Source organism: Sediminibacterium sp. (assembly GCF_030695065.1).
Lineage (GTDB): Bacteria > Bacteroidota > Bacteroidia > Chitinophagales > Chitinophagaceae > Sediminibacterium.
The window spans coordinates 161,954-188,057 of sequence record NZ_JAUYTR010000023.1 but is presented as its reverse complement, the minus strand read 5'-3'; the positions used below and the strand labels follow the sequence as shown (position 1 = coordinate 188,057).

Below are 26,104 nucleotides of genomic sequence, written 5' to 3'. Positions count from 1 at the left end.
TTTATTTAGTTTTCTTTTGCTCCGTTAAAAACTTTTCAACGTCTTTCGATGATAAGCCACTGGGTGCATAAATATAATTCCACTTACTATCATGTATTCCAAATACCCAAGTACTTATAATATCGCCAAAACCGTTAACAGATCCCCAGTAGGATGGAACACTTGTATTAAATGTACCTGCCTCAAAGGCATATTGTCTTTTGTATGGACTAATTTCCCTATCTAAGGAATTTGAGGACATTCTTCCTTTAAAAATATCATACCCATGTGCGGCTTCGTGTACTGCATTTGCATCTTTACCTATTTCCATTGTTATAACACCAGTAGTTGCATCTTTCGTAGTGCCTCCGACCTCCTTGCCCACCTCCATTTCTTTAAAAGTAAATACTTGCTTATTATCACTACTTCCCATCTCTGTAAGTTCATTGGAAGAGGCTGTTAATAATGAGATTGATTCAGTTGCACTTGCTGCATCAGCAGTAGCATTCTTTAACTGCCGTTCTAATTTCGAAGATGTACCATCCTTTTCTATTTTACCTTTTAATTCAGCAATGCGTTTGTTAGCTTTATCAAGGCTCCCATTTTCTTCTTTTAATCTTTCGTCAATACGGTCTTGTAATCGCTTTGCAATCTTTCCGTCTTTTTCAGGGTCACCCCAAACCATTCCATCAGGGTCAGTAAATCTTATTGGATTATTTGCACAATAAACATACGGTGTCCATCTTCTGCTTACTTCTGCTAATGGGTCTAACGTTGATAGTCTGCCAATTTGAGGGTCGTACATTCTTGCATGATAATCATACATTTCTAAACCGCTACCATCACTGAACTCATTGCCTTGTAACTCCTTGCCGTTATACTTTAATTTATTAGTAAGAGTATTGGCAGCCTTACTACTCACCCCACCCATCGTTAACCCGAACGGATAATGATGGATTCTCCTATAATGCAATTAGAGCAACAGTTTCAAAGATCAGTAAACTTCTATTTTTATGCTAATTTATGTGTTTTTTGTATCATTTACACTAGCATTATCTGGTTGCAATAGTTTTTTGTGAGCTTGTTGAACTTCTTTATTTAAAAAATCTTGGGCAATTAATACATACTTATAAAATTCTTTACTTCCAGGCGCATGGCCTGATACTTTTCGAACAACATGCTCTGGCACACCTAAAACTAATAGTGTAGTGATGGCCGTTCTTCGCATTGTATGAGAACTTAAGTGGTCATAATATTGCCAGCTTTTATTAAGCGCTTTTTTTTGCTCTATCCATTTGCCTTTATAGCTCATATATTTTGGCAGCAGTTCTGTCCAGCCTATTTTCTCGCCTAATCGTTTAATTAAAATATTAAACCTTGAATTGGAATATTGTGGCAATAAAAACTTGCCCTTCTACAGTAATCATGTTATTCTTCTTTAGGGCCAGTAAATCTGAAAATCTTAAACCTAGTGTACACCCTGCGACGAATATATCTTTTACGCAAATGAGATTTGGGGTTAATTCGTTTGAATACGATTCATCAGTAATTAAAAACTGTAATTTCGTAATGCTTAAGATTACTGGATTATTTTGGGTTTGTGTTATCGCAAACCAATGATAAGCAGGAACAATTGGCAATGCTTTCTCTTTTATAATCCATCGAACCAACGTTTTTATTGATTTCCAAATCGACCCTACATAGCCATCAGCATATCCTTTACTGTAAAGAAAAGCTGAAAATAAATGGTAAAACTTTAGCCAGTATTTTTTTTCGATTGTATTTATTCGAATACTTTGTCTCGGTAAAAGTCTAAACCCAATTGATGTTTCTTTTTGGTGTTCATATTCTTGTAACAGTTTTAAAACGCATTCATAAAAAACAATTGTTTTCTTATTTATTTTTTTTCCTGTAGCAGTCCTTCGCTGCCCTTTATTCATTTCTTTAATAAACTCAATAAACAGTGGAGTAAGTAATTCTTTTTTGCATTTTTGATGAAATTAAACCCAAAAAGGTGTTTTCCATTTTTTTTGTAGTTGAAGCACTACAAAAATGGAGAAAAAGCTTTATAAATAGTTATGTTCCTCTACAAATGAATAATTCAAACATATTTAGTTTTGATTTATAGGTAACAATAAAGGCCTGTAAAACATTTTAGTGCGGTATATATATTTAGTTGGTATAACAGGCTTAATACTTTGTTCAACCTCTTTGTTGGCACAGGATACCGCTACTTATAATAAAAAGTTACTTGAACATATAGACAAAAAGTACAACGGGTTAACGCAACTGCTTAGCAAAAATTCTAGTAAAGCTATTGAGCAATTACAACGTCAAGAAAAAGTTTTGATTGCAAAGCTTTCCAAACAAGACTCCAGTAAAGCAAAACAATTACAACTTAGTTCAACAGCTGCTTATAATGATTTACCCAATCAACTGGTGCAGGCGAAGGGTAACTCAGTGGCAGCTGTGCGTAATTATATTCCTGCTTTAGATAGCGTTCAAGCAATGATGGGTTTTATAAATGGGGGTAATGTTGTAAAATCAGTTGCTGGGTTGCAAGACCAATTACAGATTGCCAATTATACAAAGACTTTTTTACAGAACAGAAGACAAGCATTGCAAGCAGTATTAGCGGGCACACCACTAGTAAAGCAATTAAAGCAAGTACAAAAAACGGCATTTTATTACCAACAACAAGTTGAAGCATATCGTCAAACTTTAAAGGATCCAGATAAATTACAAAAACTAGCATTAACACAGCTCTCTAAATTGGATGCTTTTAAAGCCTTCTTTGCAAAGAACAGTCAGCTGGCAAGCATTTTTAGAATGGGTGTTGCTGAAAATGAGTTAGATGCAGCTTCAATAAATGGTTTACAAACCAGACAGAGCATGCGCGCTGCACTGCAGCAGTTTGAATCTGCTGGTGCAAATCCACAACAGTTTGTGCAGGGGCAGGTACAAAGTGCCAGTGGTGAACTACAAACGTTTAAAAACAAAATAAATAATGCAGTTGGCGGCAATGGTGAAGCTGGTATGCCTTCATTTAAACCCAATACCCAAAAAGCAAAATCCTTTTTGCAAAGAATAGAACTGGGTTTTAATATTCAATCTCTAAGACCGAATGGGCTATTGCCAGTGACCAGTGATTTAGCATTTACGCTTGGCTATAAACTAAATAGTAAAAGTGTTATAGGAGTTGGCCTGAGTTATAAAATGGGCTGGGGCAATGGAATAAGCGATATGCGCATAACCCATGAAGGTTTTGGGTTAAGGAGTTTTGTTGACTGGCAAATTAAAGGCGGTTTTTATATAAGTGGAGGATACGAACAAAATTATATGCAGTCTTTTAATCGACTTTCAGCACTCATGAATCTTCCAATGAGTGCATGGAAACAAAGTGGATTAATGGGCATAAGCAAAAAATACAAATTAGGTAAAAAGAAAGGCACATTGCAAGTCTTATATGATTTTTTGCATTTTTCAAATCAAGTAAATACACAGCCAGTGATTTTTAGAACTGGATTTAATTTTTAGTATATGGGTATGAGATTTTTATGGTTGGTTTTTGTGTTCTTAGTAATGGGAACAAATTTGTTTGCTCAGGTTGAATCGCAAAGCACTTTAATGGAGTTAAAAAAAGTGCCGATTGCACCTTCACCAAATGCATCAGCAATTGGGAAATTTGGAGAAATTCCGGTTTCCTTAAGTACGGGTATACCCAGTATACAGGTACCGATGTATCAATACCAAAGTAATGATAAGGGCATCAGTGTGGATGTTTCTCTTCGTTATCATGCGGGCGGCCATAAGGTAGATGATATGGCATCGAGTGTAGGTTTAGGATGGTCTTTAAACGCAGGTGGTGTTGTGTCAAGAACCATGCGTGGTAGGCCAGATGATGGAACAGAGGGGTATTTGTCTACTGGTAATTTGCCGGCTTATCAAACACAGATTTTTGATTATGCAATTACGGAACCAAGTACTTCTACTTCTACCAACCAAGGCATTTGCTATGACAACTCCAGTGATTATTATTCAATTAAAAACATTGCGGAAGGGGAGTTAGATGGAGAGTGTGATATTTTTCAGTTTAGTGTAGGGTCGGTTGCAGGTAAATTTTATTTTAAAAAGAATGGACAAGTGCAATTGGTAACACAACAAAATGTAAAAATCACTTTTAGTGCTGTTTATAGTTATGGAGTCATGTCGTATATAGATGAGTTTGTAATTACGGATGAATGGGGCAACAAATATATATTTAATCAAAAAGAGTGGACGTCTTCGAGTAGCGCTTTAGGATCTGCTCCGCCAGTATCTCCAAGTTATATCAGCAGTTGGTATTTAAAAAAGATTGTTGCTGCCAGTGATGCAAGAGAAATCATCTTTAACTATACCTCTCCTTCTTATTCATTACAATATGAAGGCGGCTTTGCAACTTCCTATCGCACCAAATGGGAAAATGGTACTATCAACGGTCCAACAGAAGCCACGTATGGATATTCCATCATTTCTATATTATACCCACATAGAATTAGCTCTATTGATTTTCCAAATGGCAATCAAGTGTTGTTTAATTACAATTTAGCGAGACTCGATTATGTGGGTGATTATGCATTAACCGATGTGGTCATAAAAAATAATGCAATTCAAAAAAAATATGTGTTAGAATATGATTATTTTATTTCGCCTACCTGTTACCCACAGAGCAGTCCTTGCACTCCTCCACTTTATTCTGCCAATGATTATTACCGGAGACTAAAGCTTACCGCAGTAAAAGAAACAGGTGGATCTCAAATTATTTCACCCTATACTTTTGAATACAATGCTACACCATTACCCGTTAGAAATTCAGCATACAAAGATGCATGGGGATATTACTCAGGCACTGCATCAGCAAATAGCTCGGGTACCCCAATAACCATACTGACACCAGGCCAACCATTTACGCTTTTCTTTAGCGATGCGCTACCTGTTGAACAGTACACCAAAGCCTGGGTATTAGAGAAGATCAATTATCCAACAGGTGGTTTTACCAGTTTAACCTATGAACTCAATAATGGCTATAACAACGGGGTGTTTAAAAATATTGGTGGGTTAAGAATAAAAAAGACAGAAGATAATAATGGAGCAACGAGCAATATTGTGGTAACCAATTATAGTTATGTAAAAGCAGATAATAGTTCTTCAGGTACCATGCAGACCTTGCCCAATACTACTTATTACTGGACGGTAATGAGGAATAGCTATATTTCTTCTAAAGCCACTTTTTTAAATCAAACCAATAGTCCTACTCAATCACTTTCTTATTTTAATGGAAGCCCTGTTATCTATACCAGGGTTAAGGTAGATAAAAATAGCAATGGACAGAACAATGGACATTCAATAAGTGAATACAGTGCGCTAGCAAGCTACCAAATTCACCAAGATAATTTTCCCTATGTACAAAAGCAAGACTTGGATTGGGCGCAAGGTTTATTGATAAAGGAAACGCATTACAATAGTGCCAATGCACTAGTGAAGCAGCTAGATAATGAATACCAAGATTATACTAATAATCCAAGTGCGGATCCTCAGTCGCGCAATACCATTAGTGGATTATTGTTTTGGGATGATCAGGGTACATTTAATGCTAATTTATATGGTGCTAGATCTTACTATATGAACTATGGAAGATCGGCTTTAAAAAAACGCACAGAAACCATTTATGAAAATGGTATCGCACAAACCAATATCACCGACTATTATTACGACCACAGCAATTATTATTTTCCATCTAGGGTAAAAAGAACCAATAGTAAAGGACAAGAAATTGAACAAAGACTTAAGTATCCGTTTGATTTCACGGGCACGTATGTGTATGATCAAATGGTGGCGCGCAATATATTGGCTCCTATTATTGAATCAAAACAGGTGTATCTAACAGGAAGTCTCACACAAAGTGGTGTATTAAATAATTACGATTTTGTGAATGGCACTATCATAGACATTAACAATCAGCAACGTTTCAACACCATAGCAAACGGCTGGGATACGGAAATTAATTTTAATCAATACGACAGTAAGGGCAATGTATTACAAATGAGTCCAAAAAATGGCCCTGTTGTCTCCTATGTATGGGGAACCAATCAAACCAATGTTTTGGCAAAAATTGAAGGGGCTACCTATGCCGAAGTATTGGCAGCATTGGGGCAGTCCGACCCTAATTTGACTTATCTACAACAAATGGGTGAGACCGATTTAAGAAATCAACTGAGCTTACTACGCAATAATTTAAAGAGCAGTAAGCCTAAAGCACAAGTAAATACCTTTTTATACAAACCCTTGGCTGGTATTAAAGAACAAACCAATGCCAATGGAAAAACCAGCTATTATGAGTATGATGTTTTTAACAGACTTTCATTGGTAAAAGACCAAGATGGCAATATTATAAAGCGCATCTGTTATAATTACCAAGGTCAACCAGAAGTATGTTATACAGCAGAAAGTGCAGGAGGGCAAACAGTGTATGCAAGACTTAGTTATGAGAACCAGTGGTGGTCGGGCAATTACAGTTATGCAGATATTGTTGTTCGGTTTTATTCCGATGCAGCTGGAACCATTCCATTATCGGTGAGTAATTTAAGTACAGCGTATCAAAATCAGTCTTGCTATGGCACATCTTATAATTCCGCCACTGCAAATGGAACGGCCATTGTGTTGAACTATTCTGCACTGGTGTATGAGTACAATTACGATTACGGATACTGGTGGGATTGTTCCTACAATTATGGTTTAACAAGCGGCAATTATATCATCATTCAATAAATTTTTTTTCATGCGATACCAATATATCATCGGGGTTGTTTTGTTGATGTGTTCATTTACTTCTGCACAAGCACAAGACCGAATAAAATTCAAAGACAGTTTACGCAATAAAGAGGTAAAGCATTTTGCTGATACGCTATCATTAAGTAAAGCGCAAGCCAAAGCATTATCACAACATTATTTAAATAGAGATAAACAAACCGATTCTGTTATGCGCTTACCGCTTGTGGGCCAAGATGGAGCGAAACGGAAAGTGATGCTACAAGAAGTGAGAACCACTTTTAATGAGGCAGTTAAACAGACCTTAAATAAAAAGCAATACCAGGTTTTTAAAGAAGTGCATAAAGCACAGCAAGCCCTTGCAATGGAAAAACTAAAAGGGTTAAAGAAACAAATACAAATGGACAATAACGATAACGACAACTGATCAATATGTTTTCAGCAGATAAAATAATCAAAGGGTTTGCGCTAAGTTCAATCATTCTGATTAGCACCAGTAGTACGCTTGCGCAGGGAACCTACCCAGGAACTACTCCTGTTAATTATGTGCGTGTATGGGATCTAAGGGCTCCTGAACAGAACCACGCCAATATTAGTGCAAGGCCGCTAAAGGATGCTTTACAAAGCACCATGTATAGTGATGGATTGGGCAGGGTATTACAAACAGTGGTGAAACAAGGTGCGCTAACAACAGCAACGGCAGCAAGTGCAGATCTGGTGACTCCTCAGCATTATGATGTTTATGGAAGAACACCACAAGTATATCTCCCTTTTGCGGCAACCGATAACCAGGGTGGATTTAAATACAACCCATTTGATCAGCAGGTTGGATTTTACAATACACAATTAGCAGGTCAAGGCGAGCAGTATTTTTATCAACAACATAGTTATGAAGCAAGTCCACTTAATCGAGTAATCAAAACAACGGCACCAGGGTCTAGTTGGACGGGCAGTAATAGAGGCGTTAATACAGTGTATGGACTCAATGATGCCAATGACGATGTAAAGAGTTGGACAGTGTATGGCAGTGGTAGTTATGGCGTAACTGGTGTTTATGGAACTGGACAACTAACTGAAATCACTACCATAGATGAAGATGGTAAGCAAGTAGTAGAATATAAGGACAAAGACGACAAAACGATTTTAAAGAAAGTACAACAGAGCCCCAGCCCTAGTGCTGGATATAGTGGATGGATGTGTACCTATTATCTCTATGATGATTTTGGCTTACTCAGGCTAGTGATACAACCCAAAGGCGTGGAGTATATGTTGCAGTATGGATGGTCTATCAATAGTACCATACTAGCAGAACAATGTTTTGAATACAACTATGATGGCAGGGGTAGAATGATTGAAAAAAGAGTACCAGGTGCAGGCCTCGTTGAAATGGTATATGATGCCAGAGATCGGGTAACCCTAACCCGCGATGCCAATATGCTGTCAACCGGTAAATGGATGTTTACCAAGTATGATGATTTAAACAGAGTAGTACAAACAGGGTTTGTTTTTCAAGGAGCCAGTAGAGCAACTTTTCAATATTATGGAGATAGTTATGTAGATTTTCCAGTGCATTGGTGGAGCAATGAAGTGCTCACTGAAACCTACTATGACAATTATAGTTGGAGCCCTGCTAGTTATGGATTATCGGATGCATTGAACCTTAGTTGGGGCAGTTTTGCAGCAGAAGACAATAGTAATTTCCCCTACCCAAGAGGAGTGGTAAAGAGTAGTGATGTGCATGGAATGGTTACAGGTACTAAGGTAAAACAGCTAGGAGGTTCAGGAGGATATTTATACAGTGTAATGATCTATGATAAAGATGGAAGGGTTTTACAAACACAGCGCACCAATATAACAGGTGGAGTGGATATTACTACCACACAATATAGTTTTAGTGGACAGCCGCTGCGGGTGGTACAAAGAACACAAAAAGCGGGCGCCAATGCAAGTGATATCGTAACTACGAGTGAACACAGTTACGATGATTTATGGCGGATTACCGCAACTACCAAAACAGTTAGTGGTCAGGCGAATGGACAATCTCTATCTGCCAGTAAACAAATCAACCAAAACAGTTATGATGCTTTAGGTCAATTGAGCAAAAAGACATTGGCCCCATATATGAGCCTAGAGCAATTGGATTATGAATACAATATCAGGGGATGGTTATTAGGTGTTAATAGGGGTTATTTAACCAGCACAGGCAAAAGGTTTGGTTTTGAACTAGCGTATGATAAGCCTGGTAACTATGTAGGTGGGGGTAATTATACCCCCCAGTACAATGGTAATATAGCAGGTACTACATGGAAGAGTATGGGTGATGAAGAGAAGCGCCGCTACGATTTCGGGTATGATGCAGCCAATCGATTACTAATAGCCAATTTTGGACAGTTCACCAGTGGAGGGTTTAATCTTAGTGCAGGCATCAACTACAGTGTACAACTAGGTGATGGCGTCAATGGGTCATCTGCCTATGACGTCAATGGCAATATTAAATCAATGCAACAGTGGGGGGTAAAGGGCATCAGTAGCACTGTAATAGATGACTTGTCGTATACTTATCAAAACAGTCTAAGTAATAAACTGCTTGCAGTAAACGAAGTGTCGCTCGGAAGCACCAACAATTATTTGGGTGATTTTACCGATGCCAATACCGCAGTGAACGATTACAGTTATGATGGCAACGGCAATTTAATTGAAGATAAAAACAAAGGCATTGGTTCTATTGGTTACAATCATTTAAATCTACCACAGCAAATAAGTGTACCCGCAAAAGGAAATATCACTTACAACTACGACGCCAGTGGTGCTAAATTAAGCAAGACCGTAACCGAAGGCAGCAGTGTAAAGACAACGCTTTACTTAGGGGATATGGTTTTTGAGAATGACCTATTTTTATTTGCTGGTCATGAAGAAGGAAGAATAAGAAAAGCTACCAATGGATCTGTGGCCTATGATTACTTTATCAAAGACCATTTAGGTAATACCCGCATGGTACTTACCGATGAATCCAATACACAATACTACCCTACCTTAAGTGCAGAAGGAGGCAATGGCAGTGGGGAAGCCAATAACCAAAATGCCATCTGGGATGATGCTGCGGGTAATAGTATAGACATCATCAATAGAAGGGTAAACCGACCAGGTAATTTTGGCACAACAGGTACCAATGGTGATTATGCCTTCAGTGTAACAAAAAATGCAGGTGGTATAGGGGCGGGTAAGCTATTGAAGGTAATGAGTGGCGATAATGTATACAGTAGTGTAGATTATTTTTATCACAACAACTATGCAGACAATAGCAGTGCCAATGGATTAGGCAGCATCCTAAACCATATTGCAGGGGTTATTGCTGGAACCCGAAGCCCTGCAGGAACAGCAGTAAAATCAGCCAATGGCGCAGCAGCAGGTAACCTAGGAGCAGACGGATTATTCACCGGACTATTTGCACCGCAAAGCCCATCAGGGGGCTATACCTACCAGCCCAAAGCCTACATGCATATCTTGCTATTTGACGAACAATTTAAGTTTGATGCAGCCAATAGTTATGTAGTACAAGTTAGTGCATGGGTTCAAGAAAGCAGACAAACATTATACGGCAGTGCCAGCGTAAAAAAGAACGGATATGCGTATATTTACTTCAGCAACGAGAGTAACGATGTAGTGTTCTTTGATAATTTTAACATGACCCATCAAGCTGGGCCCCTACTAGAAGAAACCCACTATTATCCGTTCGGGTTAACAATGGGTGGGGTTAGTTCGAAAGCTCTGAATAACACTCCAGAAAATAAGTTCAAGTACAATGATGGTACTGAACTTGAGAATCAAGAGTTCAGCGATGATAGTGGGTTAGAGTTATATGCAACGGATTTTAGAAGTTATGATCCACAGATAGGCAGGTTCCATCAAATTGATCCACTTTCATCAATGTCTGCTAATTGGAGCCCATTTGCGTATGTGCAGAACAATCCAGTACTATATAATGATCCATTAGGGTTAGATACTGTTAAGGTACAGGGTAAAACTGGCGAAACAGCAACTGCAACAAATAAGGACGGAAGTCAGGGTACATATGACATAACAGATGATGGTGCAGAAGGTACGGGAGTTTCAGGCAGTAGTGAGGTTACAGTAAAAAGCAGTAAGAAGAGTTCAAAATCTTCAACCTTATCTAATGCAACTAAGGTTATACAAGCAACAGTGATTGCATTAGCTGCTGATGATGTCACAGGCATAGGTGTTATTGATGATGTAGCTATTCCTGTATTAGAAGCTGTTAACGGGGCTCTATGGTTATGGGATATAATGACAAGAAATAATAATCCTGCGACACCAGCACCTGCTCCTCAATCTATTTCTACACGAACTTTAACGCCTGTTACAACAGTTCTGACACGGAGTTGGCAGCAGGATAAATTATTGACGCCAGGTGAAATAGATAAACTTAAAAAGAATGGATGGGATCATAGTGATAAAGGGAGACGTGGAGGCAGATCTGATCTGTATAAAGATAAAGATGGGAATATATATCAAAAGTCAAAAGGGGGGAATGGCCCAGGAGAATCAACAGGAATTAATATTAAAAATTTAAAAGATTGAGTATGAAAAATGGAGTGCATGTTGGCTTTGGTATTTGGGATTTTGAAGATATATCTCACGATGAGATTACTAAAGAATTAAAAGTAAATCCATCTAAAATTTATATCAAGGGGGAAAATAAAAACCCAAAGTTTAATCAAGTATCAAAAAGCAATGGCTGGATAATAGAATCTCCATTGGACATTTATTCGTCTTTTGATGAACAGCTAAATGCTCTACTAAGTATAATGCTCAATAACAAAGATGCCTTTCAATCGGTTTGTAAAAGGTATTATTGTGAAATATCTGTTGCGATATACATGTATTTTGATAATGGAGAAAGTGCTCCATCATTATATTTAACGAAAGAACAAATAAATAGGATGGATCAATTTAATGTTGAAGTTGACTTTGATTTATATTGCCTACCTAACTCTGTCGATACAAATTTTTAAAACATCTAGAAGATAAAACTATAAACTACTCTGGAAGTTCAACGCGAGAGTTTGGTAATTCACAAGAAACAGGTTTATCAAAACTATTATTAAATTTCATGAATGTGAAATATTAAAAATATTAGTTACGGAGAGTAATACACTTTTAGTTTTTTATAATCCAGCGTGCTGGTGTATAGCCATTAATAGTGAAACTATGTTTGTTAGTTGGGTTTTTAAACTCTTGTCTATTTGAGTAAATTAAAATGGCAAATGGATTACTGCCCCAACCGCCAATAAAAGGAGGGGGAATGATTTTTATGATGGCAATATCAGACATTGGAAAACTGATCAATTGTTCCGGCTCAACTAAAATTTCGTCTATAAATAAATTAGCTTCATTGGATGATCGATAGGCAAAAGTCCAATATGGTTTTAAATTATTTTCGATATCGGTTTTTACTTCGTTCATTGTAAATAAGTATGGACTTGGCTTTACTGTTGTTTGTAATATTCGCAAACCAGGAATTCGATCATTTAAATATTCTAATACCGTTGTATAACCTATCATCGTAAAATTCTCAAAACCAGAAATAATTTTCTCATCATCTCTTTTATACAAATCAGTTGAATATTTTTCATTAAACATTTCTTCTTTACTCTTTCTATGTCCATACACTACTACCTCTGGAATGGTATTGTCATTTTTGAATTTAAATGGATCGAATACTATATTAGTTGCTTTAGGTATTTCAATACTTTTTTTTCCAATCTGAACCACCAGTGTTTTTGAAACTTCAGCTTTAAAAACCGAATCAACAGGGGTAATCAAACTGATATTTAAAGCATCAGTTTTCCCTTTCTTTTTTTGTTTGGGTGTAAAGATGAAATTGACACTGTCTTCAAAAATATATTTATTGATTCTGAAGTTTCCGTGTTCATCTGTTTTAATATCATCCATGATGATTTCCTTACCAGATGATAGGATCATGCTTATTACAGAATCTTTTTTTATAAAGTTGTTAATAGTACCATAGATGGAAAGCGGCGATTGTTGAACTAAGAAGTGCAATGCATAAGCGCCTTCTTTCATGCTGCTGTCTATTTTGATTGAACCTATAGCTTTTCCACCTGCTAATGGGTATCTAAACTTCCAAGTCTTTAAGCGATTTAAATCTTCAACCCATAAATGGAGTGTCAAAATACTTTTGGGCTTATTTAAATTGGGTGGATACTTGCATTCAAAATCGATTGATTCTCCGTGCTGAATTTGTGAAGCTTTTAATTGAATATCTAAACTATCTGCACTCGCTGTATTGATTGCGAAAAAAATACCGATAATGCAGAATAAAGTTCTCATGCTTTTCTAATTATTTCCGCCCCCAAACTTTGCAAGCGCTGATCTATAAATTGATAACCGCGATCTATTTGCTCAATATTTTGAATGGTGCTTTTGCCTTCAGCACTAAGTGCGGCAATTAAGAGTGCTTGCCCTGCTCTAATATCGGGGCTGCTCATGGTGATTCCGCGAAGTGTATTTTTTCTGCCGAGTCCAATCACTGTTGCTCTATGCGGATCACACAAAATAATTTGTGCGCCCATGTCTATGAGTTTGTCTGTAAAAAATAATCGGCTTTCAAACATTTTCTGGTGGATCAACACTGATCCAATGGCTTGTGTTGCCACTACCAATACAATGCTCAATAAGTCGGGGGTAAAGCCAGGCCAAGGATGATCGGAAATAGTCAGTATTCCTCCATCCATAAATGTTTGTATGGTATAAGATTCCTGTGAAGGAATATAAATATCGTCGCCTTGAATATCAAATTGAATACCCAGCTGCTGAAATTTTTCTGGAATGATTCCTAAGTGTTGAACTCCTGCATTTTTAATGGTGATTTCGCTTTTGGTCATTGCGGCTAATCCAATAAAGCTTCCAATTTCAATCATGTCTGGCAATAATCGGTGGTCTGTTCCGCTCAGCGTTTCTACTCCCTCAATCATTAATAAATTGCTACCGATGCCGCTGATTTTTGCTCCCATTCTGTTGAGCATACTGCACAATTGTTGTAAGTAAGGTTCGCAGGCTGCATTATAAATAGTGGTAGTGCCTTCAGCTAAAACAGCTGCCATTACTATGTTTGCGGTTCCTGTTACGGATGGTTCATCCAGTAACATATAACAACCTTTTAAAGCATTGGTGGTTAATGTGAAGCAACCAATATTTTCATCGTAGGCATAATATGCACCTAGTTTTTGAAAACCGATGATATGGGTATCTAATCTTCTTCTTCCAATTTTATCGCCACCAGGTTTGGGTATAAATGCTTTTTTAAATCGAGCTAGTAATGGACCCGCTAGCATTACACTGCCTCTAAGTCTTCCACTTTTTTGTCTAAATTTTTCTGAAGCCAAATAGTCAACATCTATATCGTTGGCTTGAAACTGATAAGTATCTTGGTTAATGCGATTCACTTGCACGCCCATTTCTTTCAGTAACTCTATGAGTAAATTAACGTCGAGTATATCTGGAATATTTGAAATGGTAACTGACTGCTTTGTTAATACTACTGCAGAGAGTATTTGCAAAGCTTCGTTCTTTGCACCTTGCGGGGTAATCAATCCCTTTAATTGCTTGCCTCCTATAACTTCAAAACTGCTCATGAAAATTAATAGCGCTTCTTAAATCCACCTGGGTTTCTGTCGTTGCGATTACTGCCGCCGCCATTTCTTGGATCGTTGCGCTGACCACCACCTTGGTTTCTATCATTGCGTTGTCCGCCGCCATTTCTTGGATCGTTTCGTTGTTGGCCACCTCCTTGGTTTCTATTATTTCTTCCACCAAAGTTTTGCTTCCATCTGCCTCCGCTTCGTGCTGGATAATCATCTCGCTCAAATGGTTGATTGCGGTGCTTGATATAAGGGGTGTTGCTGAATTCTAGTTGACCACCAGTAATTTGATCTAACTCAGAACGTATGGCATCATCGTGAACCAATTCTTTGTGCCAGTTGCTATATGATAATTTCATATAGTATGCAATGGCGTTGGCAAATCCTACTTTCTTTTCTGGATCTTCTTCTTTCAATGCCTTATCTATCACTACTTCTAGGTTCTTTCCTAAGTGTGCATATTTTGGATTGCGCTTGGGATAAGGAAGTGGTTCTGGTTTTAATTTATAGGTTTCTTTTTGTGGGATGGGATAGGGGCTGTCTACATCCAGCGTAAAATTGCTGATGAAAAAAAGATGATCCCATAGTTTATGTCTGAAGTCTTCTACGTTTTTCAGATGTGGGTTTAAAAATCCCATTAGCTCAATAACAGATTGTGTCTGTTGTTGTCTTTTCGCTCTGTCTTCAATTGTGAGGAGGTAATCTACCATCTTCTGTACGTGTCTTCCGTACTCCTTCATTCCCAGGAGTTTCCTGGAGGTATTATATTCCATGTAAAATTGCTTGGTGCAGCAACAAATATAAGTTTTTATATTTGCAACATGGAATCGCTTTTGCAACAAATTAATGATCATAAGTTAGCTATCGCTGCTTTTACAGCTAATAACACAGACGAAGTAGAACAATTTAGAATAAAATGGCTGGGAACTAAGGGCTTGGTAAAAGCCATTATGGGCGAAATGCGCAATGTGCCCAATGACCAAAAAAAGGAGTTTGGACAAATTCTCAATGAATTCAAACTCTTTGCAGAAGCGCGTTTTCAAGCATTACAAGATCAGTTTGCAGGGGCTTCAACTACTTCCACTGGTAAATCTGCACAAGATTTATCACTCCCTGGTGATGCCGTATCTGTTGGTAGTAGGCATCCACTTACATTGGTTAGAAATGAAATGGTTGCCATTTTTAAACGCCTCGGTTTTTCGGTTGCTGAAGGTCCTGAAATTGAAGACGACTGGCATAATTTTGGTGCGATGAATCTTCCAGAAGACCATCCTGCGCGTGATATGCAGGATACTTTCTATATTAAGAAACCCGAAGATGGCAATGGCCCTACCTGGTTGTTGAGAACACATACCAGCAGTGTTCAAGCAAGGGTAATGGAAAATCAAAAGCCACCCATCCGGGTAATTTGTCCTGGACGCGTGTACCGTAATGAAACCATTAGTGCCCGTGCACATTGCTTTTTCCATCAAGTAGAAGGCCTTTATATAGATGAAAATGTAAGCTTTGCCGACCTTAAGCAAACCTTGTACTTCTTTGTTCAGGAAATGTTTGGTAAAGACGTTAAAGTTCGTTTTAGACCAAGTTATTTTCCTTTTACAGAGCCAAGTGCAGAAATGGATATTAGCTGTTTAATTTGTGAAGGGAAGGGTTGTAATATTTGCAAACATACCGGTTGGGTAGAAATTTTAGGAAGCGGAATGGTACATCCTAAAGTGTTGGAAAACTTTGGAATTGATTCTAATAAATATACTGGCTTTGCTTTTGGTATGGGGGTTGAAAGAATTACCCAATTGAAGTACCAGGTGAACGATTTGCGTTTGTATTCTCAAAATGACGTTCGATTCTTAAAACAGTTTACAGGCGTTGTTTAATCTTTTGACGCCTTTTTACTGAATACTTGAATATTGGGGCATGCTTGGTTGAATTGTTTTATATTCATTCAACTTATTAACCTGTTATGCTTGCTATTCTTGTATTCTTTTTTGCCCATTGGTTTGGGTCCTTGTTTTTTCATTCTTTTTTTCTACATCGTTTTGCTTCTCATAAAATGTATGAGTTAAGCAAAAATTGGGAACGATTTTTTTACTTAAGTACCTGGTTTGTTCAAGGCTCTTCTTATTTAGTGCCAAGGGCATATGGCGTAATGCATCGCATGCACCACGAATTCAGTGATACAGAGGAAGATCCACATTCACCGCATTTCTTTAAAGATGTGTACCAGATGATGCGCAGCACCATTTTAATATTTCGGAGCTTTTTAACCGGAAAGCGCTTGCCAGATGCCAAATTCACGAAAGATTATTTACCTGTTTGGGACAAATTAGACAAGTTTGGCCACCACCCATTAACTAGATTGGTATTCATGGCGGCTTATACCAGTTTTTATATTGCCTTTGCACCCAATGCTTGGTGGTTTTTATTATTGCCCATTCACTTTTTGATGGGTCCTATTCAAGGTGCAGTAGTGAATTGGTGCGGTCATAAATACGGCTACAGTAATTTTGATAATGGAGATCATTCTAAAAATAGTTCACCATGGGGTATTTTATTAATGGGAGAACTGTTCCAAAACAATCATCATTATGCAAAAGACGATGCCAATTTTGCTAAGAAATGGTTTGAGTTCGATTTAACTTTCTTAATTATGCGAGGCTTTCACGCTGTGGGCATTATCAAATTAAACCCCGTTCATTTACCTCCAGTAAAGCTTACACAACCATCAACTGAATCTGGTTTGACTGCAACACACTAAATTGCAGCAATGAGTACGGTGCATTCAACAAAAGGTGTGGTATTGCGTACCATCAAGTATGGCGACACCAGTATCATTACTTCTGTGTACACCGAATTATTTGGTATTCAACAATACATTGTAAAAGGCGTAAGGCAAACTAGTAAAACCTCTGCAGGCAAAGCCAGTTATTTTAGCCCTGCCGCTATTTTAGAATTAGAAGTGTACCACAATGAAATGAAGCAATTGCAATTCATTAAAGAGTACCGCTGGGGTTATATGTACGAGTCGGTATTATTTAATGTGGTAAAAAATACGGTTGCCATCTTTGTAATGGAGCTGTTGCAGCACAGCCTAAAAGAACCAGAAGCCAATCCAGAATTATTCTATTTAATTGAAGACACACTCAAACAATTAGACAAGGGCAACGCTACATTAACGGGCAATCTTCCTTTATATTTTACTTTACACTTAGCATCGGAACTTGGCTTTCAATTACAAGGAACTTTTAGTGCAAAAACACCGGTAATTGATTTACAAGAGGGGAATTTTGTGGAGCGAATTCCTTTGCATCCCTATTATTTAGAAGGTCATTTGGCCGAAACAACTTCCAGCATCTCTAATTTGTCTTTTTATAATGAATTGGAAAATATTCAATTGAATAAAATCATTCGTAGACAATTATTAGAAGCCTATCAACTCTACCTATCCTTGCATATTCCTGGCTTTGGGCAAATGAAAAGCTATGCCATTTTGCAAGAAGTGTTGGCTTAAATGGTTTTTCTGAAGTTTTTTTTACATTTTTCAAAATTTTTTTTGAAAAACAATTTACGTCTGTTTGTTTAAGAGATTGTGCTTAAAAAAGTAATAAGGGGGTTTAATAGTATAAAAGTTTTAAATACGATGTAATCCCTATTGTTAGTGGGTTTCAACCATTTTTCAATATTTGCGTTTAACTTGTAGTCATTCATTCTTAAACAATCATTTCTTTAACCTTAAAATTTCTAACATGCTACAAGTCCTCCTGAATGCAACTCCAATTGCCAGTGACAATTATGTTGCGTTTACTTTCTTCATTGGTACAATGGCCATGATGGCTGCTTCGGTATTTTTCTTCTTTGAATTAAATAATACCGACAAAAAATGGCGTACCTCTTTATTGGTTTCTGGTTTAATCACTTTCATTGCTGCGGTTCACTACTACTACATGAGAAGCTACAACTTAGAAACAGGCGAATCTCCAACTTTCTTCCGTTATGTAGATTGGATTTTGACTGTTCCTTTGATGTGTGTTGAGTTTTACTTAATTACTAAAAAAGCAGGAGCTAAAGTTGCCCTATTATGGAAACTGATTTTTGCTTCATTAGTAATGTTGTTAACTGGATACATTGGTGAAGTACTTGATCGCGATGGTAGCGTAATTTGGGGAGTAATCTCTGGACTTGCATACTTCTACATTGTATACTTAATTTGGTTTGGAGAAGTTGCCAAGCTTGCTCAAGATGCTGGTGCACAAGTTGCAAAAGCTACTAAAGTTCTATCTTGGTTTGTATTGGTTGGTTGGGCTATTTACCCATTAGGTTATATCCTAGGTACTCCAGGTGGTTTATTTGGATGGCAGCCAGTTGCTGATACAGCAGCTGCATTAAAAGCAATGGACATTGTTTACAACATTGCCGATGCTATCAACAAAATTGGATTTGGTTTAGTGATCTACGCTTTAAGCCGTAGTGAAGAAAAAGCATAATTCCATTCAAGCTTAAGTAATAATAGGGTTGCAATAGTTTGATTATTGCAACCCTTTTTTTATGAATACAACCAATTACGATATTGTCATTTTAGGTGGAGGATGCGCTGGCATGCAATTAATGCATCAGCTTATTCATCATGCGAAGTATAAGGGAGAATCTATTTTAATACTAGATGCAGATAAAACTTATTTGCAAAGCAAATCTTGGTGCTTTTGGCATTCTTCTAATGTTCATCCCTATCAATCCATTTTTAATACTACTTGGAATAGCTTAAGTATAGGGTTTCCTGAAGGAAACCAAGAAAAAATAATTGAACCTTATCGCTATAGTTTTATTAAGAGTGAAACTTTTTTTGATTTTCATTTTGATGAAATAAAGCAGCATCAGAATATTGACTATACCAATGATGTTGTAACCCATGTTGAGAAAAATGGTAGCCAGTTTGTAATTCATACCAATTCTGGTATTGTTTCCACAACAGCTTTATATTCTAGTTTCTGGAATCAACAGTCTGTTGCCAGCGAAACCAATTTATTTTTAAAACAGCAGTTCTTTGGTTGGGAAATTTATACCGAGCAACCGGTGTTCAAAGCAACATCTGCAACATTAATGGACTTCAGTATTGAACAAGCCGAAGGGGTAACTTTTGCCTATGTTTTGCCTTATAGTGAGAATCATGCGCTAATAGAAATCACAGGATTTTGTGCTGAAGCTTATAGTATTGATTTTTTTGAAGATGCATTAAAAAAATATATTCAGAAAAATTGGAACTGCCCTTTCACCATCTTGAAAACAGAGCATGCTAGTATACCAATGACCAACTTTGTTTTTAAAAGATTTACTAAAGAAGGAGCCATTGCTATAGGTACTGCAGCTGGAATGGTTAAGCCTACTACTGGATATGCTTTTAATAGAATTTACCGAGATAGTGTTTTATTGGCGAACCATTTTTTTAATAAGGAAGCACCAGCCGAGTTTACGCATACTCGTTTCAAATTTTATGATCGTCTTTTATTGCAGTTGCTTAAATACCATCCCAACAAAGCATTGTTTATTTTGATGCAGCTGTTTCGCAAAGTTTCGTATCAACATGTTCTTCGTTTTTTAGACGAAGACAGTTCTTTATTTCAGGAAGCATTATTGTTTGCTAAATTGCCTAAGAAAGATTTTATCAAACAACTATTTTAATGGAAAACATCAAAGTACAAGAAGCATATTTTAGGCATTATCTTTTGATTACAAAAGTGGTCTTGATTGCTTTGTTTATTTTGATGCATCATTTCATTATAGCCATTCCTTTTATTTCTCAGTGGATTTTTTTTGGTGTATTGGTTGTTTTAACTGGAATTCCTCATGGAGCATTAGATCATGAAGTTGCAAAGCAAAGCAGCAAAATTAATCAGCTAAATTTTTCTGAATTGAACTTCTACATTCGTTACTTGACTCCAATGCTTGTTTATGGTATTTGTTGGTTTTTATTTCCTACCATTTCACTGTATCTATTTTTACTGTTATCTGCATTTCATTTTGGTGAAACTGATTTACCCATACCTGCAACTCAATCTTCGTTAACAACCATACTATTGCAAACCAGCTATGGTTTGTTAGTGTTGTTTTTGATTTTGTTTTTGAATTTAAATGAAGTCCTGCCCATATTAGACCAAATTAATATCTTCAGTCCTTCTTTAATTAGTTTTTTAAAATCACCAACCGCTGCTAGTTATAGTTTGATTGGGGCGTCCCTATTTTTTTTAATTGCACTAATAGGCTCTTGGATTACTCACCCATCCGAGATTGCCATTTTTAAAAGAGTCTTTGTACTATTATTTATTGTAGCAATTAGTTCTCTTACCCTTTCTTTACCTCTAAGTTTTGCTATTTATTTTGGTTTATGGCACTCAATTATTTCTTTAGAAAATATTCGCTTACATCTATCTATTAAAGAAGAATTATCTTGGTTAAAGCTTTTAGTTAAATGTATTCCGTTTACACTTTTCTCTTTTATCGGAATTTTTGCTTTGATTTATTTTTTTGACTTGAATAAAAATGTAGACCTTTTCTTAATGGGTTTGTTTATTGGAATTTCTATTTTGACTTTGCCCCACCAAGAAGTAATGAGTAAAATGTATTTTCAAATTAGAAAGAAACCAACCAATTAATTAGCTGCGTTATACCAATCTATTAACTGTAGATTGATCGCTAATTTGATTGTTCTTTATTTGGCTAATTAAAATTACCCCTGGCTTTTTTCCTTTTTCAAAACTTCCAAATTGCGACTCCATTTGTAATGCTTTTGCGCCATTGAGTGTGGCCCAGTTAAGCATTTCTGCTAGTGGAATAGTTGGGAAATTTTTTGTTATTGTTTTTAACTCAGCTAAAATACTCAGCTGGTGGTTGCTCGACAAACTATCTGTTCCTAGAACAATTGCTGCGTTCTTACTTCTAAGTAACTCAATGGGAGGTAATTGATTTTCTATATACAAATTGGCATTCACGCAAAGGGTATAATATAAATCTTGTGAATTTTGCTTTGACAATTGGTTTGCATAATCCATGTCGGCTTCGCTGGTGGTAGTATTGTGCACCAATAGAATATTTTTTGCATTTTTTAGTTGGGGGAAATAAGACGGCAAACTGTTTTGTCCTGTTGGGCTAAAATGGGTCTGGTCTATATTCATAGCTTGGTACATTCGTACAAAATCTCCTGTGCCTTTTATAAATAACTCATTTTCGGCTGGAGTTTCTTGGTTGTGTATGGTTACTGTACTTCCTTCAAAATGCGGCATCATCATTTGCCATAGTGCTGAAGAAACCGAGTAGGGTGCATGAGGGCTGAATGAACTTTTGAGTGGATTGCTCAAATTCTTCAGCGGTTTCAATGATGCGGCGGCTTCAATCAATCTAAACTTCGATAATACTTCTAAGGCATTTGCAAAACGTGGTTCAGCGATTGCTGGCTTCCAACCACTTATTTCTACAAATGTGTGATAAGCTAAATTTCCTTGTTGCTTTTGTATTGTTGTAAGTGCATTATTACTAATATCTCCTACCGCCACAATGCCAGCTTGCATCATGGCTGCTTCCGCTTGCGCAATGGCCTCGAGCATATTTTCTTCGGGAAAATGCCTTTCGTTTACAATTTTTAAAATAAAATCGGGCAATCCAGTATGTTCTGGAATGATACCCTTCATATGACTCAATTCTAAATGACAATGGGCATTTACAAAACCAGGTGTAATAATTCCGTTGAGCTCTTGAACGTTTTCTCCTGCATCTTTAAGGGGTATTACGGCTTTAATAATTCCTTCGGCTGTGGTAATCAGCACCTGGTCTGGTCCTAAAAATTGGGTTCCATCAAATAAATTTTGCCCCGAAAATTGTAAATAAGCCATGAATACAAAGGTAGATTAAAAAAAGCTATGCAAAATTTTATTGATAATCAATTAGTTACAAATGTGCTTGTAAAAATACTTCCTGAATTTCTTGGTTTATCCATTGCAGTATCAGACCTTTGCCCTCCCAAAAAATGGGAATATTCTAATCGGTGGGATAGCGCCGATTTCACTTAAAACAAAGAATCATGAGTAAACTTCATTTCACCACCAAGCATGCGAATGCGGCTACCGTTCAACACAACTGGTATGTAGTTGATGGTACTAATCAAACCGTGGGACGTATTGCATCTAAGATTGCTGCTGTATTACGCGGTAAAAACAAAGCTTATTACACTCCTCACGTTGATTGTGGCGATTATGTAATTGTACTAAACGCAGAGAAAGTTGCTTTCACTGGTAATAAGTTAGAAGACAAAGTATACCTAAACTATTCTGGTTACCCTGGTGGTAAAAAAGAAGAAGTTGCTGGAAGCTTATTAAAGCGTCGTCCTGAAGTAATTATGGAAAGAGCTGTAAAAGGAATGCTACCAAAAAATAAATTAGGTCGTAAAATGATCAAAAAATTATTTGTGTACGCAGGAACTTCACATCCTCATACCGCTCAGCAACCTAAGGAACTTAAATTCTAAAACATTGTCTGGTAGTAATGCCAGACGCCAAGCATAATCAAAATGGAAAAACAAAAAAATGCAGTTGGTCGCCGTAAAGAAGCCGTAACACGTGTCTTCATTAGCAAGGGCGAAGGTAAAATAACTGTAAACGACAAAGATTACAAAGCTTATTTCCCATTGGTTTATTTACAAAACCAAGTAGAAGCTCCTCTTAAAACAACTGAACTAGAAGGCAAGTTTGATATTGTTATCAATGCAGCTGGTGGTGGTTTAAAGGGTCAAGCTGAAGCAGCTAAATTGGGTATTGCCCGTGCGTTGCTAGAAGTAAATCCTGAACTACGTCCTGCATTAAAAGCTGCTGGTCAACTTAAGCGTGATCCTCGTAGTGTTGAACGTAAGAAATTTGGTCATAAGAAAGCACGTAGAAGCTACCAGTTCAGTAAGCGTTAATCGTTGTATTGAATATCTACTGAAAATAAATTTTAAAAAATTATATAATTCACCACAATGGAAAATAACACTTCACTACAACAGCAACTATTGGAGGCCGGCGTTCACTTTGGTCACCTTAAAAAGAAGTGGAATCCTAAGATGTTACCTTACATCTTCGCTGAGAAAAAAGGTATTCACATTATTGACCTTAACAAAACAGTAGATTACTTACAAGAGTCTGCTGCTGCCATTAAGCAAATTGCTAAGAGCGGTAAGAAGATCATGTTTGTTGCTACTAAGAAGCAAGCAAAAGAAATCGTTACTGAGTGTGCAAGACGTGTAAACATGCCTTATGCTACAGAGCGTTGGTTAGGTGGTATGCTTACCAACTTCAATACCGTTCGTAAGAGCGTTAAGAAAATGCAGAGCATTGAAAAAATGTTGGCAGACGGTAGTGCTGAGAGCTTAACTAAGAAAGAAAGATTAACCCTTACTCGTGATAAGGATAAAATGGAAAAAGTATTAGGTGGTATTGCTCAATTGGGCCGTCTTCCTGCAGCTTTATTCTTAGTAGACATTGGTCATGAGCATATTGCTTTAGCTGAAGCTAAGCGTTTAGGCATTACTACTTTTGGAATGGTTGATACCAACTCTGATCCTAATAAAGTAGACTTTGCTATCCCTGCAAATGACGATGCTACCAAATCTATTGCAATCATTACCAATTACATTGTTGCTGCTATTGCTGAAGGTTTAGCAGAGCGTCAAGCATCTAAAGATGAAGACGAAACGGATGATAGCAACAATGAAAATGAAGCAAGAGCTCGTCGTTTAGAAGCAGAAGCACAATCTGAAGCTGGTCGTGGCGGAAGAGGTCGTGGTACAGGTGCTCCAGCAGGTGGACCAGGTGGTGCACCAAAGCGTCGTACTCCAGCGGGTGGCGGTAATCGCAGACCTGCAGGTGGTGGCGGTAGATAAGCCTTATTTGAGAATTTTTAAATTGAAATAATTATGTCAACTGCAACTATTACAGCTGCCGATATAAATAAATTACGTCAGGCAACAGGTGCCGGAATGTTGGATTGTAGAAAAGCTTTAACTGAAACCAACGGTGATTTTGAAGCTGCTATTGATTGGTTACGTAAGCAAGGCCAGAAAGTGGCTGCAAAGCGTAGCGATAGAGAAGCAAAAGAAGGAGTGATTATAGCGCGTACTTCTGCAGACCACAAAGTTGGATTTGTAGTATGTATTAGCTGTGAAACTGATTTCGTTTCTAAGAATACTGATTTCGTTGCCTTTGCTACATCTATTGCGGATGCAGCTGTTGCAAACGATGTTAAGAGTGCTGAAGAATTAAACGAGGTATCTATCAATGGTGCCAAAGTAGCCGATTTAATCAATGATAAATTAGCTTCAATTGGTGAAAAAATTGGGGTTGCTAAGTTTGAAAGAATTGAAGCTCCTTATGTAGCATCTTATATTCACGGTGCAAACCGTATGGGTGTACTAGTAGGCTTAAATGCTGAAGCTGCTGAAGCTGGTAAAGACGTAGCAATGCAAATTGCTGCTATGAATCCTTTAGCGGTTGATGCAAACAGCATTCCTGCTGAAACCATTGAAAGAGAAAGAGCCATTGTTATTGAAACAATGAAAGCTGATCCTAAAATGGCTGGTAAACCAGAAGAAATGGTTGCTAAAATTGCAGAAGGCAAGTTGAATGCATTCTTTAAAGAGAATACATTGTTGGCTCAGGCTTTTGTAAAAGATGGCGCTATTACTGTTGAAGCTTACTTAAAGAGTGCTGGTAATGTAACTGTTACCGAATTCAAGCGTGTTGCGCTAGGATAATTTGTACTCCATCAATATTTTTTCAAAAGCCTCTCCCATTTATCGGAGGGGCTTTTGTACTTTTGTAAACTAGTCAATAATAAACCAAACTCATGCTACCAAAATTCAAACGTATCCTGCTTAAATTATCCGGTGAAGCTTTATTAGGTGATCAAAGAAACGGAGACCCTTTTAACCCGAAAATCATAGAGCAATATGCGCATGATATTAAGCGTGTAACCGATTTAGGCGTTCAGGTAGCAATTGTAATTGGGGGTGGTAATATTTACCGTGGTATGAATGAAGCCGATAGTGGTATTGAAAGAGCTCACGGTGATTATATGGGCATGTTGGCAACAGTAATTAATGCAATGGCTATGCAGGCTATGTTAGAGAAAATTGGCGTATATACTCGTTTGCAGAGTGCTATTAATATGGAACAAGTTGCTGAACCTTATATCCGCAGAAAAGCTTTGCGTCACTTAGAAAAAGGACGTGTAGTGATTTTTGGTGCTGGAACTGGTAACCCTTATTTTACTACCGACACTGCGGGTTCATTAAGAGCCATTGAAATGAAGGCCGATGTTATTTTAAAGGGAACAAGGGTAGATGGTATTTACAGTGCTGATCCAGAAAAAGATCCAACTGCAACTAAATTTGAAAAATTGAGCTTCCAGGAATGTATTTCTCAAAACCTGAAAGTGATGGATATGACTGCATTTACGTTATGTATGGAGAATAAATTACCCATCATTGTTTTTGATATGAATACTCAAGGAAATTTACTTCAAGTAGTAGAAGGCGCCAATGTAGGTACTTTGGTAAGCTAGTTACCCGTTCGTGTAAAAATATATGTTATTCAATCATCCAATGGTAATTTCATACT

General features: G+C 37.3%; 23 protein-coding genes. 16 read left to right on the top strand and 7 right to left on the bottom strand.

Annotation, left to right across the window (positions count from 1 at the left end; translation table 11 throughout):
* Nucleotide 1 precedes the first annotated feature (1 nt).
* From Q8S25_RS11665 to Q8S25_RS11655, 3 genes are all read right to left on the bottom strand, one after another.
* Entirely contained in the window at nt 2-901 is a 900-nt protein-coding gene (locus Q8S25_RS11665) for an RHS repeat-associated core domain-containing protein (protein WP_305537929.1), read from the bottom strand.
* 99 nt (nt 902-1,000) lie between these two features.
* Nucleotides 1,001-1,291 (bottom strand): hypothetical protein, encoded by a 291-nt coding sequence (locus tag Q8S25_RS11660; RefSeq protein WP_305537925.1) that lies wholly within the window; start codon nt 1,289-1,291, stop codon nt 1,001-1,003.
* A 58-nt stretch (nt 1,292-1,349) separates the two neighbouring features.
* Nucleotides 1,350-1,928 carry a hypothetical protein gene (locus tag Q8S25_RS11655; protein WP_305538735.1) on the bottom strand — a complete coding sequence of 193 codons (579 nt, stop codon included), beginning with the start codon at nt 1,926-1,928 and terminating at the stop codon, nt 1,350-1,352.
* Nucleotides 1,929-2,136: 208 nt separating this feature from the next.
* Between Q8S25_RS11655 and Q8S25_RS11650 the strand changes: the two genes are divergently transcribed.
* Genes Q8S25_RS11650 through Q8S25_RS11630 form a run of 5 tightly spaced genes read left to right on the top strand, consistent with a single transcriptional unit; the run spans nt 2,137 to nt 11,819 of the window.
* Nucleotides 2,137-3,516: a hypothetical protein gene (locus Q8S25_RS11650; protein ID WP_305537923.1), complete on the top strand. Its 1,380-nt coding sequence runs from the start codon at nt 2,137-2,139 to the stop codon at nt 3,514-3,516.
* A 3-nt stretch (nt 3,517-3,519) separates the two neighbouring features.
* Nucleotides 3,520-6,786, top strand: a complete 3,267-nt coding sequence (locus tag Q8S25_RS11645; RefSeq protein ID WP_305537921.1) for a hypothetical protein — start codon at nt 3,520-3,522, stop codon at nt 6,784-6,786.
* A 10-nt stretch (nt 6,787-6,796) separates the two neighbouring features.
* Entirely contained in the window at nt 6,797-7,213 is a 417-nt protein-coding gene (locus Q8S25_RS11640) for a hypothetical protein (RefSeq protein ID WP_305537919.1), read from the top strand.
* Between the two features lie 5 nt (nt 7,214-7,218).
* The gene (locus Q8S25_RS11635) at nt 7,219-11,385 is read left to right on the top strand and encodes a DUF6443 domain-containing protein (RefSeq protein ID WP_305537917.1); all 4,167 of its coding nucleotides are present in this window, start codon (nt 7,219-7,221) and stop codon (nt 11,383-11,385) included.
* A gap of 2 nt (nt 11,386-11,387) precedes the next feature.
* A complete protein-coding gene (locus Q8S25_RS11630; protein ID WP_305537915.1) occupies nt 11,388-11,819 on the top strand; it encodes a DUF4279 domain-containing protein in 432 nt (143 codons plus the stop codon).
* A gap of 145 nt (nt 11,820-11,964) precedes the next feature.
* Here the strand turns inward: Q8S25_RS11630 and Q8S25_RS11625 are convergent, their stop codons facing one another.
* Genes Q8S25_RS11625 through Q8S25_RS11615 form a run of 3 tightly spaced genes read right to left on the bottom strand, consistent with a single transcriptional unit; the run spans nt 11,965 to nt 15,241 of the window.
* The gene (locus tag Q8S25_RS11625; protein WP_305537913.1) at nt 11,965-13,158 is read right to left on the bottom strand and encodes a hypothetical protein; all 1,194 of its coding nucleotides are present in this window, start codon (nt 13,156-13,158) and stop codon (nt 11,965-11,967) included.
* Nucleotides 13,155-14,462 carry a UDP-N-acetylglucosamine 1-carboxyvinyltransferase gene (gene murA / locus Q8S25_RS11620; protein ID WP_305537911.1) on the bottom strand — a complete coding sequence of 436 codons (1,308 nt, stop codon included), beginning with the start codon at nt 14,460-14,462 and terminating at the stop codon, nt 13,155-13,157. Before murA ends, Q8S25_RS11625 begins: the two co-directional genes overlap by 4 nt.
* A 5-nt stretch (nt 14,463-14,467) precedes the next feature.
* Entirely contained in the window at nt 14,468-15,241 is a 774-nt protein-coding gene (locus tag Q8S25_RS11615; RefSeq protein ID WP_305537909.1) for a DUF4290 domain-containing protein, read from the bottom strand.
* A gap of 48 nt (nt 15,242-15,289) precedes the next feature.
* Between Q8S25_RS11615 and pheS the strand changes: the two genes are divergently transcribed.
* The 6 genes from pheS (at nt 15,290) to Q8S25_RS11585 (ending at nt 21,112) form a co-directional block, all read left to right on the top strand.
* Nucleotides 15,290-16,342 carry a phenylalanine--tRNA ligase subunit alpha gene (gene pheS / locus Q8S25_RS11610; RefSeq protein WP_305537907.1) on the top strand — a complete coding sequence of 351 codons (1,053 nt, stop codon included), beginning with the start codon at nt 15,290-15,292 and terminating at the stop codon, nt 16,340-16,342.
* An 86-nt stretch (nt 16,343-16,428) separates the two neighbouring features.
* Nucleotides 16,429-17,223 (top strand): acyl-CoA desaturase, encoded by a 795-nt coding sequence (locus Q8S25_RS11605; protein ID WP_305537905.1) that lies wholly within the window; start codon nt 16,429-16,431, stop codon nt 17,221-17,223.
* A 9-nt stretch (nt 17,224-17,232) separates the two neighbouring features.
* Nucleotides 17,233-17,976, top strand: a complete 744-nt coding sequence (gene recO / locus Q8S25_RS11600) for a DNA repair protein RecO (RefSeq protein WP_305537903.1) — start codon at nt 17,233-17,235, stop codon at nt 17,974-17,976.
* 235 nt (nt 17,977-18,211) lie between these two features.
* Complete coding sequence (locus Q8S25_RS11595; RefSeq protein WP_305537901.1) at nt 18,212-18,949, top strand: bacteriorhodopsin-like; 738 nt, start codon at nt 18,212-18,214, stop codon at nt 18,947-18,949.
* 61 nt (nt 18,950-19,010) lie between these two features.
* Nucleotides 19,011-20,141: a lycopene cyclase family protein gene (locus tag Q8S25_RS11590; protein WP_305537899.1), complete on the top strand. Its 1,131-nt coding sequence runs from the start codon at nt 19,011-19,013 to the stop codon at nt 20,139-20,141.
* Nucleotides 20,141-21,112 carry a Brp/Blh family beta-carotene 15,15'-dioxygenase gene (locus Q8S25_RS11585; protein WP_305537897.1) on the top strand — a complete coding sequence of 324 codons (972 nt, stop codon included), beginning with the start codon at nt 20,141-20,143 and terminating at the stop codon, nt 21,110-21,112. The genes Q8S25_RS11590 and Q8S25_RS11585 overlap by 1 nt, the downstream gene beginning before the upstream one ends.
* Nucleotides 21,113-21,121: 9 nt before the next feature.
* On the opposite strand, the gene Q8S25_RS11580 is transcribed toward Q8S25_RS11585, so the two are convergent.
* Nucleotides 21,122-22,345 carry an amidohydrolase family protein gene (locus Q8S25_RS11580; RefSeq protein ID WP_305537895.1) on the bottom strand — a complete coding sequence of 408 codons (1,224 nt, stop codon included), beginning with the start codon at nt 22,343-22,345 and terminating at the stop codon, nt 21,122-21,124.
* Nucleotides 22,346-22,533: 188 nt separating this feature from the next.
* On the opposite strand from Q8S25_RS11580, the gene rplM reads away from it, so the two are divergent.
* The 5 genes from rplM to pyrH all read left to right on the top strand — a co-directional run bounded on the left by rplM (nt 22,534) and on the right by pyrH (nt 26,048).
* Nucleotides 22,534-22,977, top strand: a complete 444-nt coding sequence (rplM, locus tag Q8S25_RS11575; protein WP_305537893.1) for a 50S ribosomal protein L13 — start codon at nt 22,534-22,536, stop codon at nt 22,975-22,977.
* 42 nt (nt 22,978-23,019) lie between these two features.
* Nucleotides 23,020-23,409: a 30S ribosomal protein S9 gene (gene rpsI / locus Q8S25_RS11570; RefSeq protein ID WP_295187469.1), complete on the top strand. Its 390-nt coding sequence runs from the start codon at nt 23,020-23,022 to the stop codon at nt 23,407-23,409.
* Between the two features lie 57 nt (nt 23,410-23,466).
* Complete coding sequence (gene rpsB / locus Q8S25_RS11565; protein ID WP_305537890.1) at nt 23,467-24,369, top strand: 30S ribosomal protein S2; 903 nt, start codon at nt 23,467-23,469, stop codon at nt 24,367-24,369.
* A 33-nt stretch (nt 24,370-24,402) separates the two neighbouring features.
* Nucleotides 24,403-25,239 carry a translation elongation factor Ts gene (tsf, locus tag Q8S25_RS11560; protein WP_305537888.1) on the top strand — a complete coding sequence of 279 codons (837 nt, stop codon included), beginning with the start codon at nt 24,403-24,405 and terminating at the stop codon, nt 25,237-25,239.
* 92 nt (nt 25,240-25,331) lie between these two features.
* Nucleotides 25,332-26,048 carry a UMP kinase gene (gene pyrH / locus Q8S25_RS11555; RefSeq protein WP_295187479.1) on the top strand — a complete coding sequence of 239 codons (717 nt, stop codon included), beginning with the start codon at nt 25,332-25,334 and terminating at the stop codon, nt 26,046-26,048.
* Nucleotides 26,049-26,104 lie beyond the last annotated feature (56 nt).